General features: G+C 64.4%; 20 protein-coding genes. 6 read left to right on the forward strand and 14 right to left on the reverse strand.

The genetic code is table 11. The features are described 5' to 3' along the window. Positions 1-3: 3 nt before the first annotated feature. The 8 genes from BMX36_RS00905 to BMX36_RS00940 form a co-directional block, all read right to left on the reverse strand. Entirely contained in the window at positions 4-621 is a 618-nt protein-coding gene (locus tag BMX36_RS00905; protein WP_256210607.1) for a response regulator transcription factor, read from the reverse strand. After that, the gene (locus tag BMX36_RS00910) at positions 618-3,335 is read right to left on the reverse strand and encodes a PAS domain-containing sensor histidine kinase (RefSeq protein ID WP_093063339.1); all 2,718 of its coding nucleotides are present in this window, start codon (positions 3,333-3,335) and stop codon (positions 618-620) included. Before BMX36_RS00910 ends, BMX36_RS00905 begins: the two co-directional genes overlap by 4 nt. Before the next feature lie 211 nt (positions 3,336-3,546). Beyond that, the gene (locus tag BMX36_RS00915; protein ID WP_256210608.1) at positions 3,547-3,948 is read right to left on the reverse strand and encodes a hypothetical protein; all 402 of its coding nucleotides are present in this window, start codon (positions 3,946-3,948) and stop codon (positions 3,547-3,549) included. A 171-nt stretch (positions 3,949-4,119) separates the two neighbouring features. Next, complete coding sequence (locus tag BMX36_RS00920; RefSeq protein ID WP_093063340.1) at positions 4,120-4,971, reverse strand: flagellin N-terminal helical domain-containing protein; 852 nt, start codon at positions 4,969-4,971, stop codon at positions 4,120-4,122. 245 nt (positions 4,972-5,216) lie between these two features. Beyond that, positions 5,217-5,993: a flagellar basal body L-ring protein FlgH gene (gene flgH, locus BMX36_RS00925; RefSeq protein ID WP_093063341.1), complete on the reverse strand. Its 777-nt coding sequence runs from the start codon at positions 5,991-5,993 to the stop codon at positions 5,217-5,219. 18 nt (positions 5,994-6,011) lie between these two features. Further along, a complete protein-coding gene (gene flgA, locus BMX36_RS00930; protein ID WP_093063342.1) occupies positions 6,012-6,476 on the reverse strand; it encodes a flagellar basal body P-ring formation chaperone FlgA in 465 nt (154 codons plus the stop codon). After that, positions 6,473-7,255 carry a flagellar basal-body rod protein FlgG gene (flgG, locus tag BMX36_RS00935; RefSeq protein WP_093063343.1) on the reverse strand — a complete coding sequence of 261 codons (783 nt, stop codon included), beginning with the start codon at positions 7,253-7,255 and terminating at the stop codon, positions 6,473-6,475. The genes flgA and flgG overlap by 4 nt, the downstream gene beginning before the upstream one ends. 28 nt (positions 7,256-7,283) lie before the next feature. Continuing rightward, on the reverse strand, positions 7,284-8,027 hold the full coding sequence (locus tag BMX36_RS00940) for a flagellar hook-basal body complex protein (protein WP_093063344.1): 744 nt from the start codon (positions 8,025-8,027) through the stop codon (positions 7,284-7,286). Between the two features lie 125 nt (positions 8,028-8,152). Between BMX36_RS00940 and BMX36_RS00945 the strand changes: the two genes are divergently transcribed. Genes BMX36_RS00945 through BMX36_RS00960 form a run of 4 tightly spaced genes read left to right on the forward strand, consistent with a single transcriptional unit; the run spans position 8,153 to position 10,597 of the window. After that, complete coding sequence (locus BMX36_RS00945) at positions 8,153-8,677, forward strand: flagellar basal body-associated FliL family protein (protein ID WP_256210609.1); 525 nt, start codon at positions 8,153-8,155, stop codon at positions 8,675-8,677. Then, positions 8,674-9,699 carry a flagellar motor switch protein FliM gene (fliM, locus tag BMX36_RS00950; protein WP_093063345.1) on the forward strand — a complete coding sequence of 342 codons (1,026 nt, stop codon included), beginning with the start codon at positions 8,674-8,676 and terminating at the stop codon, positions 9,697-9,699. The genes BMX36_RS00945 and fliM overlap by 4 nt, the downstream gene beginning before the upstream one ends. Then, positions 9,696-10,040 carry a DUF6468 domain-containing protein gene (locus BMX36_RS00955; RefSeq protein WP_066779982.1) on the forward strand — a complete coding sequence of 115 codons (345 nt, stop codon included), beginning with the start codon at positions 9,696-9,698 and terminating at the stop codon, positions 10,038-10,040. The genes fliM and BMX36_RS00955 overlap by 4 nt, the downstream gene beginning before the upstream one ends. After that, on the forward strand, positions 10,037-10,597 hold the full coding sequence (locus BMX36_RS00960; RefSeq protein ID WP_256210610.1) for a MotE family protein: 561 nt from the start codon (positions 10,037-10,039) through the stop codon (positions 10,595-10,597). Before BMX36_RS00955 ends, BMX36_RS00960 begins: the two co-directional genes overlap by 4 nt. 535 nt (positions 10,598-11,132) lie before the next feature. Here BMX36_RS00960 and BMX36_RS21530 read toward each other — a convergent pair. From BMX36_RS21530 to BMX36_RS00985, 6 genes are all read right to left on the reverse strand, one after another. Then, positions 11,133-11,285 carry a hypothetical protein gene (locus BMX36_RS21530; RefSeq protein ID WP_177178975.1) on the reverse strand — a complete coding sequence of 51 codons (153 nt, stop codon included), beginning with the start codon at positions 11,283-11,285 and terminating at the stop codon, positions 11,133-11,135. 157 nt (positions 11,286-11,442) lie between these two features. Next, positions 11,443-12,480: a sigma-70 family RNA polymerase sigma factor gene (locus tag BMX36_RS00965; protein WP_177178976.1), complete on the reverse strand. Its 1,038-nt coding sequence runs from the start codon at positions 12,478-12,480 to the stop codon at positions 11,443-11,445. 296 nt (positions 12,481-12,776) lie between these two features. Continuing rightward, on the reverse strand, positions 12,777-13,721 hold the full coding sequence (locus BMX36_RS00970; protein WP_093063346.1) for a hypothetical protein: 945 nt from the start codon (positions 13,719-13,721) through the stop codon (positions 12,777-12,779). Next, the gene (locus BMX36_RS00975; protein ID WP_177178977.1) at positions 13,718-14,176 is read right to left on the reverse strand and encodes a flagellar export protein FliJ; all 459 of its coding nucleotides are present in this window, start codon (positions 14,174-14,176) and stop codon (positions 13,718-13,720) included. Before BMX36_RS00975 ends, BMX36_RS00970 begins: the two co-directional genes overlap by 4 nt. Then, a complete protein-coding gene (gene fliI, locus BMX36_RS00980) occupies positions 14,173-15,498 on the reverse strand; it encodes a flagellar protein export ATPase FliI (protein WP_093063347.1) in 1,326 nt (441 codons plus the stop codon). The genes BMX36_RS00975 and fliI overlap by 4 nt, the downstream gene beginning before the upstream one ends. 9 nt (positions 15,499-15,507) lie before the next feature. Then, positions 15,508-15,909, reverse strand: a complete 402-nt coding sequence (locus BMX36_RS00985) for a flagellar biosynthesis repressor FlbT (protein WP_093063348.1) — start codon at positions 15,907-15,909, stop codon at positions 15,508-15,510. A 184-nt stretch (positions 15,910-16,093) separates the two neighbouring features. Here BMX36_RS00985 and BMX36_RS00990 point away from each other — a divergent pair, with 184 nt between their 5' ends. Both BMX36_RS00990 and flgK read left to right on the forward strand, forming a co-directional pair. Continuing rightward, a complete protein-coding gene (locus BMX36_RS00990; RefSeq protein WP_093063349.1) occupies positions 16,094-17,395 on the forward strand; it encodes a flagellar hook protein FlgE in 1,302 nt (433 codons plus the stop codon). A 29-nt stretch (positions 17,396-17,424) separates the two neighbouring features. Then, a complete protein-coding gene (gene flgK / locus BMX36_RS00995) occupies positions 17,425-19,524 on the forward strand; it encodes a flagellar hook-associated protein FlgK (protein WP_093063350.1) in 2,100 nt (699 codons plus the stop codon). The last annotated feature ends 3 nt before the right edge of the window (positions 19,525-19,527 follow it).

The following is a 19,527-nucleotide window of genomic DNA, read 5'->3' on the forward strand; positions in this document are numbered from 1 at the left end:
GCTTCAGGGGTCCGGGAACATGCCCGCTGCGAATGCCACTCTCAGCGCTTCGGACAGGCTTCGCACTTCCAACTTTTGCATGAGATTGGCGCGATAGATCTCGACCGTACGGGGGCTGAGATCCAGTTCGAATGCGATCACCTTGTTCGAACGACCTTCTATCAGGCCCCTCAAGACGTCGCATTCGCGCAGTGACAGCATGGCGATGCGCGCCGCCGCTCGATCGGCGCGTCCGGATACCGCGCATTGCTGTTCGTGGTGAAGGAACGCGGACTCCACGAGCTGCAGAAGAACGCCCGGATCATAGGGCTTTTCGAGAAAGTCCATCGCGCCGGCCTTCATCGCCTGAACGGCCATCTCGATATTGCCCTGTCCTGTCAGGATGATAGCGACAAAGCGACTGCCATAGGGACGAAGTGCGCGCAGCACGTCCAACCCGTTGCTGCCGGGCATGTTGAAGTCGAGCAGCAGGACGCCGGGGTCCAGTTCCTCGACCTGCTCGAGAAAGGCGTCCCCTGAACGAAAGCTCCTGATCAGAAGGTTCTTTCGAACGGAGAGCAAACTCTGGAGCGAGGCGCGAACGGGATCATCGTCGTCCACGATGTAGATGGTACGCATCACGAAAGCTCAAGCTCCCTTTCATCGATCATCGGCAGGGTGAAGCGGAACCGTGCTCCGCCCTGTGGCAAGTTTTCTCCGACCAGTTCGCCGCCGTGCGATTCCACGATCCGGCGGCAGATCGACAGGCCGATGCCCATGCCGGCTTCCCCCTTGGTGGAGGAGAAAGGCGTGTACATCTGATCCAGGAATGCCGGGCTGAGGCCGGGCCCGTTGTCGCAGACCGCGATCTCCAGCGTCTCCGGGTCGACCACCCTGCTTTGCACGAGAATGGTCATGTTCTCGGTATTCGCGCTGCGCATCGCTTCCAGTGCGTTGCGCAGGAGGTTGACCAGGACCTGCTGCACCTGAACCCGGTCGGCGAACATTAGAGCGGCCGCGGGGTCGAGATCGTACCGGACGTTCACGTCGAGCTGCTTCTGCCCGACGAGCACCAGCGCCATGGCGTCCTGCAGCGTTTCGTCTACCGGCTCCGCGCGCACCTCGGCATCATGCCGGGCGACGAAATCGCGCAAGCGGCGAATGATCTCGCCAGCGCGAAGCGCCTGGCTTCGGGCAAGCTCCAGCATTTCCTCAACCGATTGCGGCTCGGCGCCCTCCTTCAGCAGCAGCGAAGCCGTCGCCACGAAGTTCACGGAGGCGGCCAGCGGCTGATTGAGCTCATGCGCGAGCCCCGCGGCCATCTCGCCCATCGCCCCCAGCCGGGACAGGTGGGTCAGTTCGGATCGAAGGGTGTTGAGCCGCTCCTCGTGTTCCAGGCGCTGGCTGATGTCGCGGATGAAGCCGGTGAAGAGGCGCTCACCGGCCGTGTTCGCCTCGCCAACGCGCAGCTCGACAGGGATTTCGCGCCCATCGGCGGCCCGCGCCGTCAGCAGGCGCGTCCGCCCGATCACGCGCTTTTCGCCGGTCGCCAGATAGCGACCCATATAGCCGTCGTGCTGACCGGTATGCTCCTCCGGGGTGAGGAGGGACACGTTGCGGCCGATCACCTCCTGCGCGGTATAGCTGAACAGCTGCTCCGCCGTCCGGCTGAACGACAGGATCTGGCCGGATTCGTTGATAACGACCATGGCATCCGGCACCGTTTCGAGGATGGAGAGAAGCTGTGCCTCGCGGGCCTGCAGCCGCGCCTCGCGCTCGTTACGGTCGGTCACATCCACGTTGACGCCGGTGATGCGGATCAACTCGCCATCCTCATCATAGGAAGCGAGGGCAGAGCCTTCCACCGTCATAAGCCTGCCGCTGCCTTGCGTCAGGCGAAAGCGGAACGCGAACCGTGGCGCCCGCGTACGGGCAACCTCCTCCAGCTGTTCGTTGATCCTGAGGATATCGTCGGGGTGGATGAGCCGCTGCCAACGATGGTAGTCGCGTAGATCGCCCGGCTGCAGCCCCAGCCGATGCTCTGCCCCCGCCGACCAGTCGATCGCGCCGCTTTTCACGTCATAGTCGAAAATCGCGATGCCATGCGTTTCCAGCGCCATGGCCAGCCGCGCCTCGCTTTCCCGCAGCGCATCCTCGAACAATGTCCGCTCGGTGATGTCGACCATCGACATGACCAGCACCGGATCCTTGCCGTGCCGGTCCAGCCGGCACACTTGCTGAAGCACGCGCAGTGTGCGTCCGTCGCGGGTGAACTCGACCAGTTCGGCATTGGCGAGTGGCGCGGCGACCGCGGGATCCAGCGGAACGGAGCGGAGCAGGCTGTGCTTGCTTCGTCCGATCGCCTCTTCCGCAGTCCAGCCGTAGAGATCCTGGCATCCCCTGGACCAATGCAGGATGCGGCCTTCCAGATCGGTGAGGATCACCGCCACCGTGTCCAGCGCGTAGCTCATCTCCAGAAACGCGGCACGGCCGCGAACCAGCATGGTGGAGGACCAGAACAGAAGGCCGCCGACGACCAGCATGTTGAGCCCGGCGACGAGGAAGGTGGCGGGCAGGCCCGGCATCGTGCCCGATCGCGCAACCCAATATTCCAGCGTCGAGAAGAGAATGGGGGCGGTGAGGATGACCGGAAAGGCGTGCCGCAGGATCCGCCACTCGGCCCCCTCGCTGTTCATCAGATCAGCCCAGCCGGACTCCGCTTTCCAGGCCAGCAGCCCGATCGACATGGCCGCCGTGCTCAGCGCCGCAGGGAGCGATCCGATGAGCGGGGTTGATCCAGGGTCGATCGCGCGAATGCCCTGCACGTTGAGTGAGGCTGAAAGCGCGCCATAGGCAAGGGTCAGTGAAGCGATCACGCTCATGACCCGGCCGCTCTTCTTTCCGCGAATATTCGCGAGAGCGATGCTTGCGGAAAGAAGAAGAAAGGTAATCGCGGCGTGGTGGCCGGGACGACCCGCGTTCGGTGTTCCGGAACGGAGAAGCTGTTCGCGGAGGAGAAGAAGATCAAGGCCCGACGTAACGTCCAGCAGATGTTCGGCCAACGCAAAAAGGCCAAGGGCAGCCGGAACGCTGGCCAATGCAAAGGCGAGCCGGTGACTGCCCCTGATCGTTGCGAGCAGGCCAAACGAAAGCGCGATATAGCCGGCGCTGGTCAGCGGCCATGTCGGCCGGGCATCGACGATGAAGCGCGTCAGAGAAGGATGGTTCAGCATCCATCCGAGCAAAGGAACACTCGCGAATGCGACCGTCACTCCAATGCAGACCATCGCGGTCAGATAGCTGCGGTAAGTGGCCGATGCGGAACCATCCTGTATGAAAGTGCCGGCGACTGTCATGCCAGCGCTTTCATCTGAGGCAGGCCATGATTTTCAAGAATCCAGTCGTGGCGCCGTAATTGTGAAAGTGATCGTGAGATCACGCATATGACATTGAAAACAGCGCGCATAAGGTGGCTGTAGAAGTACATCAAAAGTTTACGTGAGGTAAACAAAACCGATTTGAAACTACGACAAATCAATGACTCTGCGTTGGCAAGGCTTATTCAACTCAATGCAGGCGGATAGCACCGCGACGATCAAATTCACGGGCGTGAGCGACCGCGATGTTCAATTCTGCATATAAACGATCCCATAGAGGTGCCGGTATTTCGAAGCGTTCCTCCGCCGCGTCGGTGAGCCGGAGCGATGGTGCGGGCTGGTGATCGAGCTGAACGCGAACAGGGTAAGCGCCTGTCACCACCTCCTCCGCCAGCTCGCGATCACCGCTTAGCCGCGCGGACATGATGTAGGCGGACAGGATCTCCGCCCCATAGGCGTCCAGCACGACGCGCGGCCGACCCCGTCGATCAGCTCGTTCCAGGGTGACGAGCCCGCCGAAAGCGTTCCGCTCCACGCCGATCCGGACGCGTGAGCCGAGCCCGTCGATGATGTCTCTTACCCTTGCACCCACCATGCTTCTCCGAGCCTGACGACGATATGGAATTGCTGTTGGCGGCCACCATGGGCAGCCAGAGTTTGGCTCCGGATCGGAGCAAAAATACCGACGAAAAAGCCGGGGCAGGACACCCACCCCGGCTTTCGTCGTCGATCCCGCCCAGGGAAGTAGGCGGGGCCGCTGCCCTTAACGGAACAGCGACGTGATCGACTGCGGCGCCTGATTCGCAATCGACAGGGCCTGAACGCCCAGCTGCTGCTTCACCTGCAGCGCCTGGAGCTTCGCGGACTCCTTGGCCAGGTCGGCGTCGACAAGGTTGCCAACGCCTGCCTCGATGACGTCGGACAGCTTGCTGTTGAACTGCATCTGACCGTCGATCTTGCGCGAAGCCGAACCCAGCGAGCTGAGGCTCGTGCTCACTTCGCTGGCAAAGGTGTCAATGAGACCCTTCAGCGTGTCGGCGGCAGCGCCGTCCGCCAGCGTGATGGCCGCACCGGCGGCACCCAGAGCAGTGGTGGACTTCGTGGTGAAATCCTGATTGGCCACTTCAAGAGTGCCGGTCGTCGAGGTCGAGCCCATCGACTGCAGCGCCGAGACCTTGCCGGTGGTGCCGGTGTCGGTCTTCAGCAGGTTCGTGCCGTTGAAGCCTGAGGAGTCGATGATCGTGTTGACCTGCTCCTTGAGCGCAGTTAGGTCCTTCGCGATCGCCGTACGGCTATTGGCATCAATGCCAGTATCCGACGCTTCCTTCGCCTTCGCCTTCATCTGGTTGAGAAGGTCGGAGACCTGCTCGGCACCAGCGATCGCCACGTCAGTCGTGCTCTTGGCACGGCTGAGCGACGAGCCGACGGCCTTCAACTCGCCCATGTCGCCACGCAGCTTCTGCGCGATGGTGTACTTGGCCGAATCGTCCTTGGCGGAGGCGACATCGAGGCCGGTGTTGATCCGGCTCTGCGTGGTCGCCAGGCCGCGGTTGGTTTCGGACAGGCTCTGAAGAGCCGCCATTGCGCCGACGTTGGTGTTAACGGACATACCCATGAGAAATTCCTTCTGGAAGTAGCGGCCGCTTCTGCAGCCCGGGCCAGATCGCTGGCCCCCGACTTGCCGCAACAGCGCGGCTCGCCCTTTATTCTGGGAAGGAATTCGGCATCGCGGACGCACTTCCGCATCTTTTTTCGTGTTGAAGGAGGCAGGCTGGTATTTTCATCGTGCGACCCGCAAAGAAGAAAGGCCGCCGCTCTCCTGACGAGAGCGACGGCCTCTATTTGACGGATGTTGGTCGATTAGAACGGGAACAGCGCGTCGTAGATCTGCTGGCCCCAACGTGCCTGTTGCGCATCGGTCAACTGCCCTCGACCACCATAGCTGATGCGTGCTTCGGCGATCTGGGAGTGGCGAATACTATTGTCACGAGCGATATCCTCCGGCCGAACGACGCCACTCACGATCAGCTCGCGCATCTCGAAGTTCACCCGCACCTCCTGGCGGCCGCGTACCATGAGGTTACCGTTCGGCAGCACATCCGTGACGACGGCAGCGAGCGTCATGTTGATCGTCTCGCTGCGGCTGCTCGTCCCGCTGCCGCTGTTCTGTGAGGTCGAGTTCGTCTTGACGAGGCTGGCAGGATCATTGTCGCCGGGAAGAACCTTGGTGATCAGGTTCTCGACCCCAAGCAGGGCGGCGACGCCGCTGTTTTCCGATCCGGTACGCGAGCGCGAGGTGTTGTTGCCGATGTCCGCCTTGTCAGCGATGTTCACGCGGATTGTCAGGATGTCTCCCACGCGCGCCGCGCGCTGGTCTCGGAAGAAGGCGCCGGCTCCCGTGCGAAACAGTGATGCGCTCTGCGCTGGCGGGGCTGCCGCAACCATCGCCGGGGCAGACGCGCCGATGCCACGGTCGGGAGCCGTGCGCGTGCCGATGGACCGTTCCAGATAGGGCGCAGTCATCGGTTCGGCTGCGGTGAACTTGGGCGCGCGGCCGACATTGGCGAGGCGACCGGCTGCACCGCAGCCCGAAAGCGTGCTGGCAGCAGCCAGCAACAGCAGGACGTTGGTCTTCATCTTGCAATCTCCAGACGATCAGGGTGCGGCAACGCGCACGGTGCCGCTCTTCTCGACGATCGCGTCGAGCGTACGGCTGGTGGAAAGGGCGACGACGCGAACGAGATCGCCAGCACCGCCGCTAGACAGCGCCTTGCCCTGCGTGGTGATGACGAGCGCGCCCTGGCGAACGGCAATCATGACCGGCTCGCCGCGCCTCACCAAGCGGGGCGGGGCGATGTCCGTCGCCTTCACCACCGTGCCGGCAGGAAGGTTTCGCAGCGCTTCCTTCCCTTGCGCATCGCGGACGGCGATGGCGCCGCGTGCCTGCACCATCGGGCGCGGCTCGGCGGAGAAGTCAGTCGCGTCCAGCAGCTCGCCGCGGGTGATGGCGCGGGCGAGCACCGGCACGTCGATGGCTTCGGCCGCGGCCAGCGGAGCGGCGGCGGCGATCCAGAGGCCACCGAGCCCGATCGCGCCGAGCAGCGCGCGCGCGACCTTCATCGCAGCTGGCTGGTGGTCGCCAGCATCTCATCGGCCGTCTTCACGACGCGGCTGTTCATTTCATAGGCGCGCTGCGCGGTGATCAGCGCGGTGATCTCCGACACAGGATTGACGTTGGACGCCTCGATGAAGCCTTGGGTCAGCATGCCAAGGCCTGGCTCCCCAGGGTTGGCGATGGTCGCCTGTCCCGATGCCGCCGTCTCGAGGAACAGATTGCCGCCCTGCGCCTCCAGCCCGGCTTCATTGACGAATGTCGCGAGCTGAAGCTGCCCCACAGTCTGCATCTCCGGCGAGCCGGCGAGCTTAACCTGAACCTCGCCGGTCTTCGAGATGACGACATCCACCGCTTCCTGCGGAACGGTGATGCCCGGCTGCACCGGATAGCCATCCGCCGTGACGAGCTCGCCCTGGTCCGACAGCTGGAAGGAGCCGTCGCGCGTATAAGCGGTCTCTCCACTGGGCATCGTGACCTGAAAATATCCACGGCCCTGCACCGCAACGTCGTAGCGATTTTCGGTCTGCTGAAGGGCGCCCTGCTCGCTGATCCGGTAGATGCCGCCGGTTTTCACGCCGGCGCCGATCTGAATGCCGGTCGGCACCTTTGTTTCGCCGCCGGTGGCCGCGCCGGGACGCGAGACATTCTGGTAAAGCAGGTCCTGGAACTCGGCGCGCTGACGCTTGTACGCGGTCGTGTTCATGTTGGCGATGTTGTGGGAAATGACGTCGACGTTGGTCTGCTGCGCGAGCATGCCCGTGCCGGCAGTCGAGAGAGATCGCATGGTGGTTCTTTCGGTTGAATGTTAGGGATCAGCTGGCGCGGCCGAGCTTGTCGATGGCGGTCTTGCGCATGTCGTTGAGTGCCTCGGACATGCGCATGCTGGTCTGGTAGGCGCGCAGGATCTCGACCATCGACGTGGTCTCCACGATCGCCTGGACATTGGAGCCCTCGACTCCGCCCATCTTCAGCTTTGTTTCGGCGGCGGGCAGCTCACGTGCGCCATCACCGGTCATCATGCCGTCGCCGCGCGGGCTCAGCGCCCGCTCGTCGTCGAAGACTGTCACGGCGATGCGCCCCAGCGGACCGTCCGGGCCAATCACGCTGCCATCGGCGCCAAGCGTGAGCCGGCCTTGCATCTCGGGCGGGATGTTGATCGGGTTGCCGCCTTCGCCAAGGATGCGCTGCCCCCCGGCAGTCGCGAGATCGCCGCTTTCCAGCACCTTGACGAACCCGGCGCGGGTATAAGCGGTGTCTCCCTCCGGCGTTTCGACCGCCAAATAGCCCGGGCCATCAATCATCAGGTCCAGCGGGTTGCCCGTAGGCTGAAAGCTGCCTGCGGCGGTGTCGTGAATGGCACCGAAATCGAGCACGAAGCTGGTGTTCCGTGCGGCCTTTACATCCGTGTCGCCGGTTGGCTCGACATATTCGCGGAACACCGGCTGTTCGCGCTTGAAGCCCACCGTGCTCATGTTCGCCATGTTGTTGGCCGCGACGTCCAATCGACGCCGCAGAGCCTGCTCATGGCTCAACAAAACATAGGAGGAGATATCCATCTCTCGCCCTTTGAAAAAAGCTGCATGATCCTGCCGCTCGGCAAAAATTGCCGGGCCACCGTCCTATAATAGAAGGGAAATCGCTGACCGGGCTCGGGCGGCGCGGAAATCACGAGGATCAGCACGTGTCGAAAAAAGCCAAGGAAGAGGCGACGGTTGTTGCGTCGGAAACGTCCGGCAGGTTCGGCAAGAAGAAGATCATCATTGCTGCGGCTGGCGCGTTTCTGTTGCTCGGCGGTGCTGGCGGCGCTTACGCGGTGATGGGTGGCAGCGCGCAGGCGGAGGGGCATGGCGAGCAAGCCGCCGCTGCCGATCACGCTGAGGCAGGCGACGGCGAGAGCGCCGAAGCCGAGTTCGTCGACGTGCCACCAATGGTGGTGAACCTGCGCAGCGCCGATGGTGCGGCCCGCTTCATCAAGCTTCATTTCATGCTGGTGCCTGCCAGCGCCGACAAGGCGGAAGGCATCAAGACCAAGCTGCCGCTGATCCTGGATGCCTATCAGCCTTTCCTGCGGGAACTAAGACCAGAGGATCTGGCAGGGTCAGCCGCCGTATATCGCATCAAGGAAGAGATGCTGGTCCGCGCCGGCGACGTGCTGGGGCGGGGGCAGGTGAAGGACGTCCTAATCCAGGATCTGATCCAACAATGAGCGGGGAATTTCAGGAGCTGGACGACTTCGATCTGCCGGAGCCGCCCGTGCTGGCGCCAGAGGGCGATCTGGCCTTCGATCAGGCCGGCATCGATGCACTCTTCGGCGACGTGGGGCAGCCGGTCGCGCCAAAAAGCGGGCTGAAGGCGGTGATCGAGTCCAATATCATCAGCCACGAACGGCTGCCGATGCTGGAAGTCGTTTATGATCGCATGATCCGCAGCTTCGCCACCTCCATGCGGAGCCTGACGACGGATGCGATCGATGTGAGCATCGATGAGATCACGTCGATCCGCTTCGGCGACTTCATGAACCGCGTGGCGCTGCCTGCGATGATTGGGGTCTTCCGCGTGGAGGAATGGGAGAATTATGGCCTGATCACGGTCGATTCCGGCCTGATCTATGCGGTGGTGGATGCGTTGCTGGGCGGCCGTCAGGGCGGCGCCTCGCCGGTGATCGATGGACGGGGCTTCACCACCATCGAGACCAATCTGGTGTCGCGCATGCTGCAGCTCGCGCTGTCGGACATGAGCGCATCGATGCAGCCGATCACGCCGAACACCATGAAGCTGGAGCGGATCGAGACCAGCCCGCGCTTCGCGGCAATCGCCGGGCCGACCAACATCTGCACCGTGGCGACCTTCCGCGTCGACATGGAAGGGCGCGGGGGCCGCTTCAGCGTGCTGCTGCCCTATGCGACGATCGAACCGGTGCGGCACAAGCTGGGCCAACGTTTCATGGGCGAGAAGCTGGGCCGCGACAACATCTGGGAAGCGCACATGGCATCCGCGATGCGGCAGACCGAGCTGCAGATCGACGTGGTCCTCGGCGAAGCCATGATGGAGCTGGCCGGGGTGCGCGGCCTGAAGATCGGCCAGACGATCGCGCTCCACAAGGCCCCGGGTGAACCGCTTGAACTTCAATGCGGCGGCATTCCGCTTGCCCGCGCCCATGTCGGGCAGCGGTGCAACAACGTCGCAATCCGACTGGTGACGGACATAGCCAAGGGTTTTCGGAAATGAGCTTTCAGATTCTGACCAGCGTTGCCACCATGATCTTCTGCTCGGCCGTGCTGGTGCAAAGCGTGCGCATGATGCGCAGCTTGCGGGCGGTGAAGGAAGGCGCGCTGACCGAAGTCGTCAGCGCGCTGGACAAGTCCACGGCCCAGGCGCGCGTCGTCCTGTCCGAGCTTCGCGAAACGCTGCACGATTGTGCGGCAAGCGGGCGGGCACTGGCGAACGGCAAGGAGATTGCCGAGGAGCTGAGCGTGATGATCGGGATCGCCAACGCCTCTGCCGAACGGCTGGTCGAAGCAGCGGGTGCGGCCAATGCCACGCGTGAGCAGGCCGAGGTGGCGGCGTGATCGGTAAGCCATCGCTGCTGATGATGACAGCGGCAGCCGCATCTTTCTCGACACTCGCGCAGGGCGTGAGCATCGCGTCTGAGGTGACGGCGCCAAAGACACGGCTTGGATCCGCCATCACCCAGGATATGGGCCGGCGCGATCAGGATGCGGCGCGACGCGCGCGTACGCTGGACCTGAGGGAAAAAGCGGCGCGCGCTACCGAGGAACGGATCAAGGCTGATCTGGCGCAGCGTGAGCAGGCCGAAAGTACGGCTGCCGCTGCGCCCGCAGAGGCGAAGGGCGCAAGTGAGGCCGACCAGTTCGAGGAACTCGCCCGCATTTACCAGGCGATGAAGCCCGCCAAGGCGGCGATCGTGTTTGAGCAGCTGGAGATGGACGTTCAGATGAAGGTCGCGCAGAAGATGCGCGAGCGCTCGACCGCGATGATCCTCGCCAGCATGACTCCCAAGGGGGCGGCCGCGCTGAGCATGGCGCTGGCGCGTCGCGGTGCGCCGGCGAGGTCACTCATTCGACCAATGACGGGCTCGCAGTCGCCGCGGAGCGCCATGCGCTGACTGCGGTTGTGCGGTGGAGGTGCAGGCGCGGCTGTCTATGTGGAGCCCAGACCTTCTAAACGTGAGATCAAGCGGGTCGGATCGCGCCATTGATGGACGCGTATTTAGGGCTCGCCGTTCGCAAGAGACTTATTGCCGTGAAGCCGGCTTCTTCGTTGCAATGGCTGATGCCAGTGCCGTCAGAGACAAACCCTGGCGCGGTCGACCGATGCGTAGTGAAGCAGCGCCTTGCGAGAATGGTAGATATGACACAAGGCACAGGCCGTTGTCCGCGACATCTTGCGTGAACGACAGGATGGTGACCGGAACGGGCGAAAGCTCTGCCGCGCGGGTGCAGCCGGCCGCGGTGTCTAGCCGGGAGATGTGGCGGTGAAGCTCCGTTCACTGTGAAGCGATCGGGGCGTTACGTGCTAGATCATGGCCGCGCCATGAGTTCGCGAGGCTTTGCGGGAAAGCCGGAATAGCAGACCTGGCCAGCCGTTCTGGCCAGCCGTCCCGCGTCTCTACTGCTGGTTTCAGAACCGCTTGGAACGCCTCATTGCTCCGCGAAGGACATGAGGATGAGCAGCGCCATGGTCGCGAGCCATGTGACAAGGCCCGCGATCGCATAGCCCCGAACAGTGCCGCCAAACTGACGTTGCGAATAGGCCAAGCTGAATACAGCGCTCCACAGCAACGCTGCACCCATTGCTAGCCCCCTCCACGTCATCGCCAGCGCATAGCCGCACCGATTGAGCGGTGCGACGGAAATCCATTTTGCGAAGTGAGCGGTCAACCGCTGCGCCGCGCGGCGCGGCCGTGGTTGAAGGTTGGTTCTCGCGTCAGGGGCGCCGATCAGCGCGCGCTCAGTTGAGCGTCTCGCCGATCAGGGCCGGGGACGCCTGCACCAGGCCGGCTTCGATCCCGTCGCCGACGTTTTCCATCGTGTCCGGCGTGATCGCCACGACGTTGGTCAACTGATTGTGCGCGGCATGCACGTCGGGGACGATGGTGACGGTCGGCTGCGCCGGGACGCGCGTGGTGCGGCGGCGCTGGGGAAGCTTGCGGGCAAGGTCGGATGCAAAGTGCGGCTCGGCCGCTGCGAGGTCCGCGATCGTCTTGGCGGCACGCTTCGCCGTCTGCCGGAGACGCTCCTTGGCGATGCCGAACTCCTGCTCGAGATCATCGAGACACGTGTCGTCGAAGATGCGGCGCTCGACGAGGTGCACGTGTTCGGCAAGCTTAGCTTCCATCTCCGCGATGTCGGCGGGGTCGACGCCGTCATTCTTCGCCTTGAAACGCGGACGGGAAGGATCGTGGGCAACCGCCGCAGGACGCTTCGCGCGGGCGGCGCGCTTGAGCTGATCCATGCCGACCTGACGGAGATGATCGACATAGCGGCCGATCAGAGCCGAGCGTAGATCGCCGGCCAGATGATCCGATGCGGCGCTCTCGGTGAGCGACAGCGCGTTTTCATCCTCGATCATGCTTTCCAGCGAGGCCTCTTCGCCCTCCGCACCAACCGAAAGGGCGTGCAGCGAGACAGTGGTTGCCTCCACCTTCTTCGCCGAGGGACGCTGGTCGGTCATCAGGCGGAAACGCAGGCTCTGCAGCTCACCGCGCAGCTGCCAGTTCACGAAGGTGGTGAACTGCGCCTTTGCGGGATCATAAGCTTCAATGGCGCGATGCACCGCGATGGCGCAGCACTGCTCCGCGTCGTCCCAATGTGCCACCAGGCCATATTGGCGGATGAAGTGGCGGATGCGCGGCGCGATCAGCTTCAGAATGTCGGCGAAGGCGCGGTCGACATTTGCCCGCTGACGCGCGGTGGAGCGAACATCCTTAGGCGAGTTCGCGATAACGGTGGCGACGGCAGCTTCCAGCGCGATCGTGATCTTGGACATCGTAAGCATCTTCCCTTGGTGAGCACCCCGGCCCGTGCCGTCGCTCCGTTGTGGGAGTGCTTTTGCCGCCAAAGGCGTTAACGCCGATAAACCTTCGACGTAGGTATAAAACCTTATGAGCTAAGGAGATATACTTATAACCGCCGGTTTTGAAGGTGAGAAGAAGATGGGTCCGATTGCTCTAGAATAGTTGTAGCACAATTTAAGGCGCGGAGTTCAGGGACTGCTTCGAAAGTCAGTATTGTATTTCTACGTAGCCCGTTCGATGCCCACGCCAATTGCGCCGGGGTGGGGAATCACGCGGCGAAGCGATCAGGCCGCACGTTGCGATCCACATAGGCCAGCAGCCACTGGCGATGTGCGGCGGTGGCGCAGCCGGCGGCGGCGATCTGCTGCCCTGCCTTGCCACGTCCGATCTGAGCGTTGAGGAGCGTCGCCGCGCGACCTGGGTTGAGCCCGTCCTTCATGAACTTGATAGCATCGCCGAGGCCGAGGTGATGACCCATATAGGCGGCCTTGGCGATGTCCTTGGCGTTGCCGCCGGTCGCCACACCAGCACGGCGCAGACTGTCCAGGTTTTTGCGCGCATAGTCTGCGATGGAGTTGATGGACGCTTCGGCGTCGTAGCGGAGCGACAGGAGCTGGGAGCGGCAGCCGGCCATCACCTGGCCGCGGTCGTTCAGCCAGCCTCGCGCGCGCGCGACGTCGTTCAGCCACGTTCCCTTGCTTTCCGCCATATGCTCCCACGTGCCGCTCAGGAACTGACCCAGACCGGCGGCGCTGGAGCGCGGATTGCGGGAATAGCATTGCCAGGCGCCGTCCCGGCCCTTGCCCGCTTCGGCATTGACGATCGCCGCCAGGGCAGTCGCGGGCAATCCGGTGCGAGCCGCCGCGCGTTGCAGCGCCGGGAGGTGCCGGGCGTTTGCGCCGAGGCCGGCGGAGCAGATCTCCGGGCCCTTTTCCGTTGCCGGAAGATCGGTGCGAGGGGACTCCAGGACCTTGTTTCGGAAGGTGAAGCCGGTCGCGCTGGGCGCGGAGGCGGGCTTTCCCTCGAACATCGCGAGCAGGGATTCGAGCCCCAGGCTGGTCGGCGCCTTGGTTTCGCCGGCCAGCGCCGGCCGATCGGTGTCGCCCAGCGCGGCGCGCCACAGACGGTCGGAGATGGCGGACCGCGCTTCGCCGTAGATCAGCTCAGCCTTCTGCGGGGCGGACATCTGCCGCAGATCAAGTTGAGAGATCATGCCGCGTCTCCAGCGGATGAAGAAAGGTGCGGACGGCGCGCGTGGCGAAGCTGCCGTGCGATCCGAGCCGACGCGAAATCGTCGATGCGTGCCTGATCGGCGTTGGCGAGGGCGCGGGTCGCATTCTCGCGATAGTCATCCGCCGCCGTTTCGACGGCGCGCAGCGAGCCATAGCTTTCGACGGCCTTGTCCCGCAGCGCGGCCAGCCGGGTGCTGGCCGCGGCGGCATCATGCGCGAGGCGCTTTCGCTCCGCCCGGGCGCGGCTGAAATAGGCGGTCGCGGGCATCGACCAGTCGCTGGATGCCAGCATCTGCTCGCTTCCAATCGACGCCGTGATCGCCGCGCGGTGCCGCTCGAGTTGGGCAAGCTGATCGGCCGCGACGCCGATCGAAGCGCGCATGTCATCCATTTCGCGCTGCAAGACGCGAAGGGCGGGGTCATAGGGGGTCTTCATTCGCCTGGCTTCATCATCTCGGCGAGCGCCGCGAAGGACGCCGCGCATTCGCCCCGATCCTGCTTGCCCTGTTTCAGCAGCGCCTCGATCTCGGGCGCGAGGCGGATCGCATCATCCACTTCCGGATTGGATCCGGCCTTGTACGCGCCTAGGCGGAACAGTTCCTCCACGTCGGCATAAGTAGACAGGATACGCCGGGCGCCGAGGCGAACAGCGTTCTCCGCCTCTGTCTGGCAATGCGGCAGCGTACGCGAGACGGACTTCAGCAGATCGATTGCGGGATAGCGGCCGCGTTCCGCAATGCGCCGCGTGATCACCACATGGCCATCCAGGATGCCGCGCACCGCATCGGCAACGGGCTCGTTATGGTCATCACCGTCCACCAGCACGGTGAACAGTCCAGTGATGGAGCCTTGCCCCGGCAGGCCAGGACCGGCCCGCTCCAGCAAGCGCGGCAGTTCGGCGAAGACGGTCGGCGTATAGCCCTTTGCTGCCGGCGGCTCGCCGCTGGCGAGGCCGATCTCACGCTGCGCCATGGCAAAGCGCGTTACGGAGTCCATCAGGCACAAGACATTGAGGCCCTGATCCCGGAAATGTTCGGCGATCGCCAGCGTCGTCCAGGCGGCCTGGCGACGCATCAGCGCCGGCTCGTCCGAGGTGGCGACCACGACCACGCTGCGCGCGAGCCCCTCCGCGCCGAGATCGTCCTCGACGAATTCCTGAACCTCGCGTCCGCGTTCGCCGATCAGGCCGATCACGGCCACGTCGCAGGCCGTCCAGCGCGCCAGCATCGACAGGAGAACCGACTTGCCGACGCCGGAGCCGGCGAACAGGCCGAGCCGTTGTCCGCGGCAGAGCGGCACGAACACGTCAAGGGCGCGCACCCCTGTTTCGATCCGCTCGCCGACCCGAGCGCGGCTTGCCGCAGGGGGAGGGGCGGCCTTGATCGGGCGCGGGTCGGCGCCGGGCGCCAGCGGCCCCTTGCCGTCTATGGGTTGGCCTAGACCATCAACCATGCGGCCGAGCCATCCAGCGCTCGGGCGAATGGCGAACTGGCCTGCGGCAAGCTCAGCGCGGGCTCCGGAAGCGACGCCCTGGGGATCGCTGAACGGCAAGCATTGGGCAAGCGCGTGATCTAGGCCGGTCACTTCGGTATCGATCAGCCCGGCGGGCGTGGAAATCGCCACGCGGGATCCGATCTGCGCCGCCCCGCGCAGCCCTTCCACCTCGATCAGCGCGCCGCGTGCCGCAACGACGCGACCATATCGTCGCTCAAGCGGCAAATCGCGGATCGCACGGGCGGCGGAGGCGAGCGTCTGCACGTCGGACCCTCAGGCGGCCAGCGGATCGCGGGAAAGTGCGGTGGCTTCGTAGCTGAGCAGGCCGCGGCACTCCTCCAGCGCACGATAGAAATCGGATAACGCCACCTTGCGCGCGAAGCTGGCGCAGGCGGCCTTGGCCTCCGGCGCTTCGAGCGCATCGAGCAGATCACTCAGCAGAGCAAGGATCTGATCCCGGTACAGGTCGATCTGTTCCGGCTGGATATAGGCCATCATGCAAGCGAAATAGAGCTTGCGCGCCGGGGTGGTCGCCTCATACGGGTTCATCACCTCACGACCACGCAAGATCGCCACGTGATTTTCCACGTGGACCTCCGTGCGACCAACGGAGCGCACGACTGCACCATTGATGACAAGCTTCTCGCCATCCCGCAGCGTGATCTTCAGCGACATTGAGCAATCCTTTTCCGGCTGTGCCAGAATTATAGAAAGGCAAGCCTGAGGGCGGGCACCGACCCCGGCAAAAACTGCCGGCTGCAGTATTTCTCCGGAGCCGAGGCCGGACCGCGCAACATCATCCTATGATGGCAGGAGCAGGCATCCGGGAAACCGATGCCATTCCTGCGGGAGATTGAAGTTGAGCCTTTATTCCGCTCTTTATTCGGGCGTTTCCGGTCTGAGCGCCGAAGCCAGTGCGATGGCCGGCGTTGCCGACAACATCACCAACATCAACACGATCGGCTACAAGGGCGTCGAAACCCAGTTCCGCACGCTGGTGACGGACGGCAACGCGCGCAGCAATTACTCGGCGGGCGGCGTTGCCGCGGCGCCCCAGTCGCTGATCTCGAAGCAGGGGCTGTTGCAGGCATCAAGCAGCAACACCGACCTGGCGATCGAAGGCGGCGGCTTTTTCGTGACCCGCAGCGGCCCCGGCGCGAACAGCGAGACCGCCTTCACGCGCGCGGGATCGTTCAAGCCGGATGACGCCGGCTTTCTGCGCAACACGAGCGGCTATTACCTGCAGGGCTGGCGCCTGGATGCTACGGGCAATTACACCAATACCGGCAATCTGAACGCGCTGGAGCCAGTTCGCCTGAGCGAGCTGACCGGCACCGCCGCGCCGACGACCAAGATCCAGATGCGCGCCAACCTGGCTTCCACGCAGGAGGTTCATGCCGGTGGCTATGCGGCTGGGGACATTGCATCGGGCGCAGTCACCCCGCACTTCTCCCGTTCGGTCGACATTTTCGATGCACAGGGGGGACCGCACCGGGTGACGCTGGGCTTCATCAAGAGCGGTCCGAACGAATGGCAGGCGGAAGTCTACTCGGATCCGGCGGCCGATGTGACGGCTGCTGGCGGCCTTCTGGCCAGCGGCACCATCCGCTTCAACGCCGACGGCAGCCTGGATCGCGCCGGATCGACGCCAGCGCTCTTCGACCAGATCACGCCGGGCTGGACCAATAGCGCCGGATCGGTGCCGATCTCGCTGGAGCTCGGCGCCGACGGCGGCCTGGACGGGCTGACCCAGTTCGGCAGCGAGTCCGCGCTGATCACGTCCGCCGTGGACGGCGGGCTGCTCGGCAACATCTCGTCGATCGACATTTCGTCGTCCGGCAAGGTCAGCGCGATCTTCGAAGATGGCACGGCGCGCGCGGTGTTTCAGTTGCCGCTTGCCACCTTCCCGAACCCGGACGGGCTGACCCGTCTGCCGGGCAACGGCTATGCCGTATCCGACGCGTCGGGCAATTTCGCGATCAACCCGCCGGGCACCTTCGGGTCGGGCAGCATCTCGGCGGGGGCGCTGGAAGCATCCAACGTCGACCTCGCAGCCGAGTTCACCAACATGATCCGGTTCCAGCGTGCCTATAGCGCGTCTTCCAAGATCATCACCACGGTGGACGACATGCTGCAGGAAGTCAGCAATCTGAAGCGTTGATCATCCTGGTTGGGCGGAGGTAGTCGGGCGTGTCACTGAGCGAAATACTTGGATCGGCTTTATCGGGGCTGGGCGTGTCCCAGGCCGCATTGCGGACCGTATCCAACAACGTCGCCAATGTGAGCACGCCTGGCTATGCCCGCCAACGCGTGGAAATCTCCACCGGCGTGACGGCGGGCAGTGTCAATGGCGTGATCGCGGGCGAACCGAGCCGGGTCGCCGACCGTTTCCTGGAAAGCACCGTGTATCGCCGCGCCGGCGACATGGGCCGGGCAGACGTGAGCGCAAGCTATCTTGATCGGCTGCAATCCCTGCTGGGCGCACCTGGCGAGGCGTCGGGCCTCCCCGCGCGGCTCGACGCGATTGCGTCATCGGCGATCGCGATGACGGCGGCGCCCGGGTCGGTGGAAAGCGCAGCGGTGTTCACCTCCAACGTGGAGGACGCGATCACCACCCTGCAGCAGCTCGACAAGGACGTCGGCAGCCTGCGCGGTGACGTAGAGGCGGAGGTCAGCTATTCCATCGACCGGATCAACGGGCTTCTCAAACAGGTTCACGACCTGAACGAGAGCGTCGCGCGCCTGTCCGGCACGGGGCGCAGCGCTGCGGGCGTCGAGGACCAGCGGATGACCGCGCTGGAGGAGCTCAGCGGCCTGATGAATTTGACCGTGCGGCAGCAGCCCGACGGCCGGATGACGCTGGAAACCGCATCGGGCACCGTGCTGCTGGACAAGAGGCTTCGGCAGCTTTCCTATCCGATTGCCGGCGATGGCGTTTCGCAGCCGGTCTATCCGGTGATCGATGTGCGCTTCGCCGATGCCTCCGCCCAGCCAGGCGCCTCTACCGGCGAAAAGATTGATTCTCCCGCGGTTGGCGGGAAGCTTGGCGGCCTTCTCGACATGCGCGATCGGGCGCTGCCCGAGTTTTCCGAAAAGCTCGGGGCGCTGTTTGCCGGCATGGCAGAGACACTGAACGCGGTGTCGAACGCCGGCACCACCGTGCCGCCGCCCGCGCGGCTCGACGGGCGTTCCACTGCCCTTGTTGGCAGTGACCGGGTGGGTTTCACAGGCGCTGCAACCATTGCCGTCGCCAGCGCCGATGGCACACTGCTCGCCAAAGCGCGGATCGATTTCGGTGCGCTTGGGGCCGGTGCGAGCGTGGACGATGCGGTTGCCGCCATCAATGCCGGACTGGGCGGGAATGGCACAGCAAGCTTCGTGGACGGTATTCTGTCGATCCGGGCGAACGCCACCAGCGCCGGCATCGTCGTGGCGCAGGATGCCAATGCGCCGTCGTCGCGCGGCGGCCTGGGCTTCTCGCAATATTTCGGCCTCAACGACCTTGTCCGGAGCGAAGGCAACACACTTGGCCCTTCCGGCTTCGTCGCTGAAGATCCGCATGGCTTCGGCCCCGGCGAGACGGCGGAGATCGTGCTGCGCGACTCCACTGGCCGGGTGTTGACCCGGCACACGCTGACCGGATCGGGCGGCTCGACCTTCGGCGATGTGCTGACGGAGCTGAACGCGAGCCCGCTTGGCCAGTTCGGCACCTTTGCGCTGGACGAGCGTGGCCGATTTCGGTTCGAGGCAGATCCTGCCGTGCCAGGCGCGACGCTATCCATCCCGTCCGATTCCACCAACCGGCTTGGCACGGGGCACTCCTTCTCGGCGCTTTCGTCGCTCAGCGGGGCGGCAAGCGGGCTGGCAAGTGGCGAAGTCCGACCCGAGATCCTCACCAATGCCGGCAAGCTCCCGCTTGCCCGTCTTCAGGCGGAGGCAAGCGTCGGTCAGAGGGCGCTTGGTGCGGCGGACATTCGCGGCGCGAGCGCCTTTGCCGAGCAGCTGGGAAAGGCGCAGGACCTCGGCAAGGACGGCGTGGTGACGCTTGATCGCTTCTCCAGCCTGCTGCTTGGCCGGGCGGGAACGCAGGCAGCGCAGGCGGCGAGCGCGCTGACCGCCGCTTCGACGCGCCGCGACGATGCCGTCAACCGCCGGGATAGCTATGCGGGCGTCAATATCGACGAGGAGCTGGCCCAAATGGTCGTGTTCCAGAACAGCTATTCCGCCGCCGCGCGCGTGATCACCACTGCCAGTGAGATGTACGACACGCTGCTCGGCATGATCCGCTGAGGA

Origin of the sequence: Sphingomonas sp. OV641, assembly GCF_900109205.1 — a bacterium.
Taxonomy (GTDB): Bacteria; Pseudomonadota; Alphaproteobacteria; order Sphingomonadales; family Sphingomonadaceae; genus Sphingomonas.

Bases quoted from the DNA above. Each gene is read 5' to 3' on its own strand.
- BMX36_RS00910 (WP_093063339.1), bottom strand. From the start codon at position 3,335: ATGACAGTCGCCGGCACTTTCATACAGGATGGTTCCGCATCGGCCACT.
- BMX36_RS00920 (WP_093063340.1), bottom strand. From the start codon at position 4,971: ATGGGTATGTCCGTTAACACCAACGTCGGCGCAATGGCGGCTCTTCAG.
- flgH (WP_093063341.1), bottom strand. From the start codon at position 5,993: ATGAAGACCAACGTCCTGCTGTTGCTGGCTGCTGCCAGCACGCTTTCG.
- flgA (WP_093063342.1), bottom strand. From the start codon at position 6,476: ATGAAGGTCGCGCGCGCGCTGCTCGGCGCGATCGGGCTCGGTGGCCTC.
- flgG (WP_093063343.1), bottom strand. From the start codon at position 7,255: ATGCGATCTCTCTCGACTGCCGGCACGGGCATGCTCGCGCAGCAGACC.
- BMX36_RS00940 (WP_093063344.1), bottom strand. From the start codon at position 8,027: ATGGATATCTCCTCCTATGTTTTGTTGAGCCATGAGCAGGCTCTGCGG.
- fliM (WP_093063345.1), top strand. From the start codon at position 8,674: ATGAGCGGGGAATTTCAGGAGCTGGACGACTTCGATCTGCCGGAGCCG.
- BMX36_RS00955 (WP_066779982.1), top strand. From the start codon at position 9,696: ATGAGCTTTCAGATTCTGACCAGCGTTGCCACCATGATCTTCTGCTCG.
- BMX36_RS21530 (WP_177178975.1), bottom strand. From the start codon at position 11,285: ATGGGTGCAGCGTTGCTGTGGAGCGCTGTATTCAGCTTGGCCTATTCG.
- BMX36_RS00965 (WP_177178976.1), bottom strand. From the start codon at position 12,480: ATGTCCAAGATCACGATCGCGCTGGAAGCTGCCGTCGCCACCGTTATC.
- BMX36_RS00970 (WP_093063346.1), bottom strand. From the start codon at position 13,721: ATGATCTCTCAACTTGATCTGCGGCAGATGTCCGCCCCGCAGAAGGCT.
- BMX36_RS00975 (WP_177178977.1), bottom strand. From the start codon at position 14,176: ATGAAGACCCCCTATGACCCCGCCCTTCGCGTCTTGCAGCGCGAAATG.
- BMX36_RS00985 (WP_093063348.1), bottom strand. From the start codon at position 15,909: ATGTCGCTGAAGATCACGCTGCGGGATGGCGAGAAGCTTGTCATCAAT.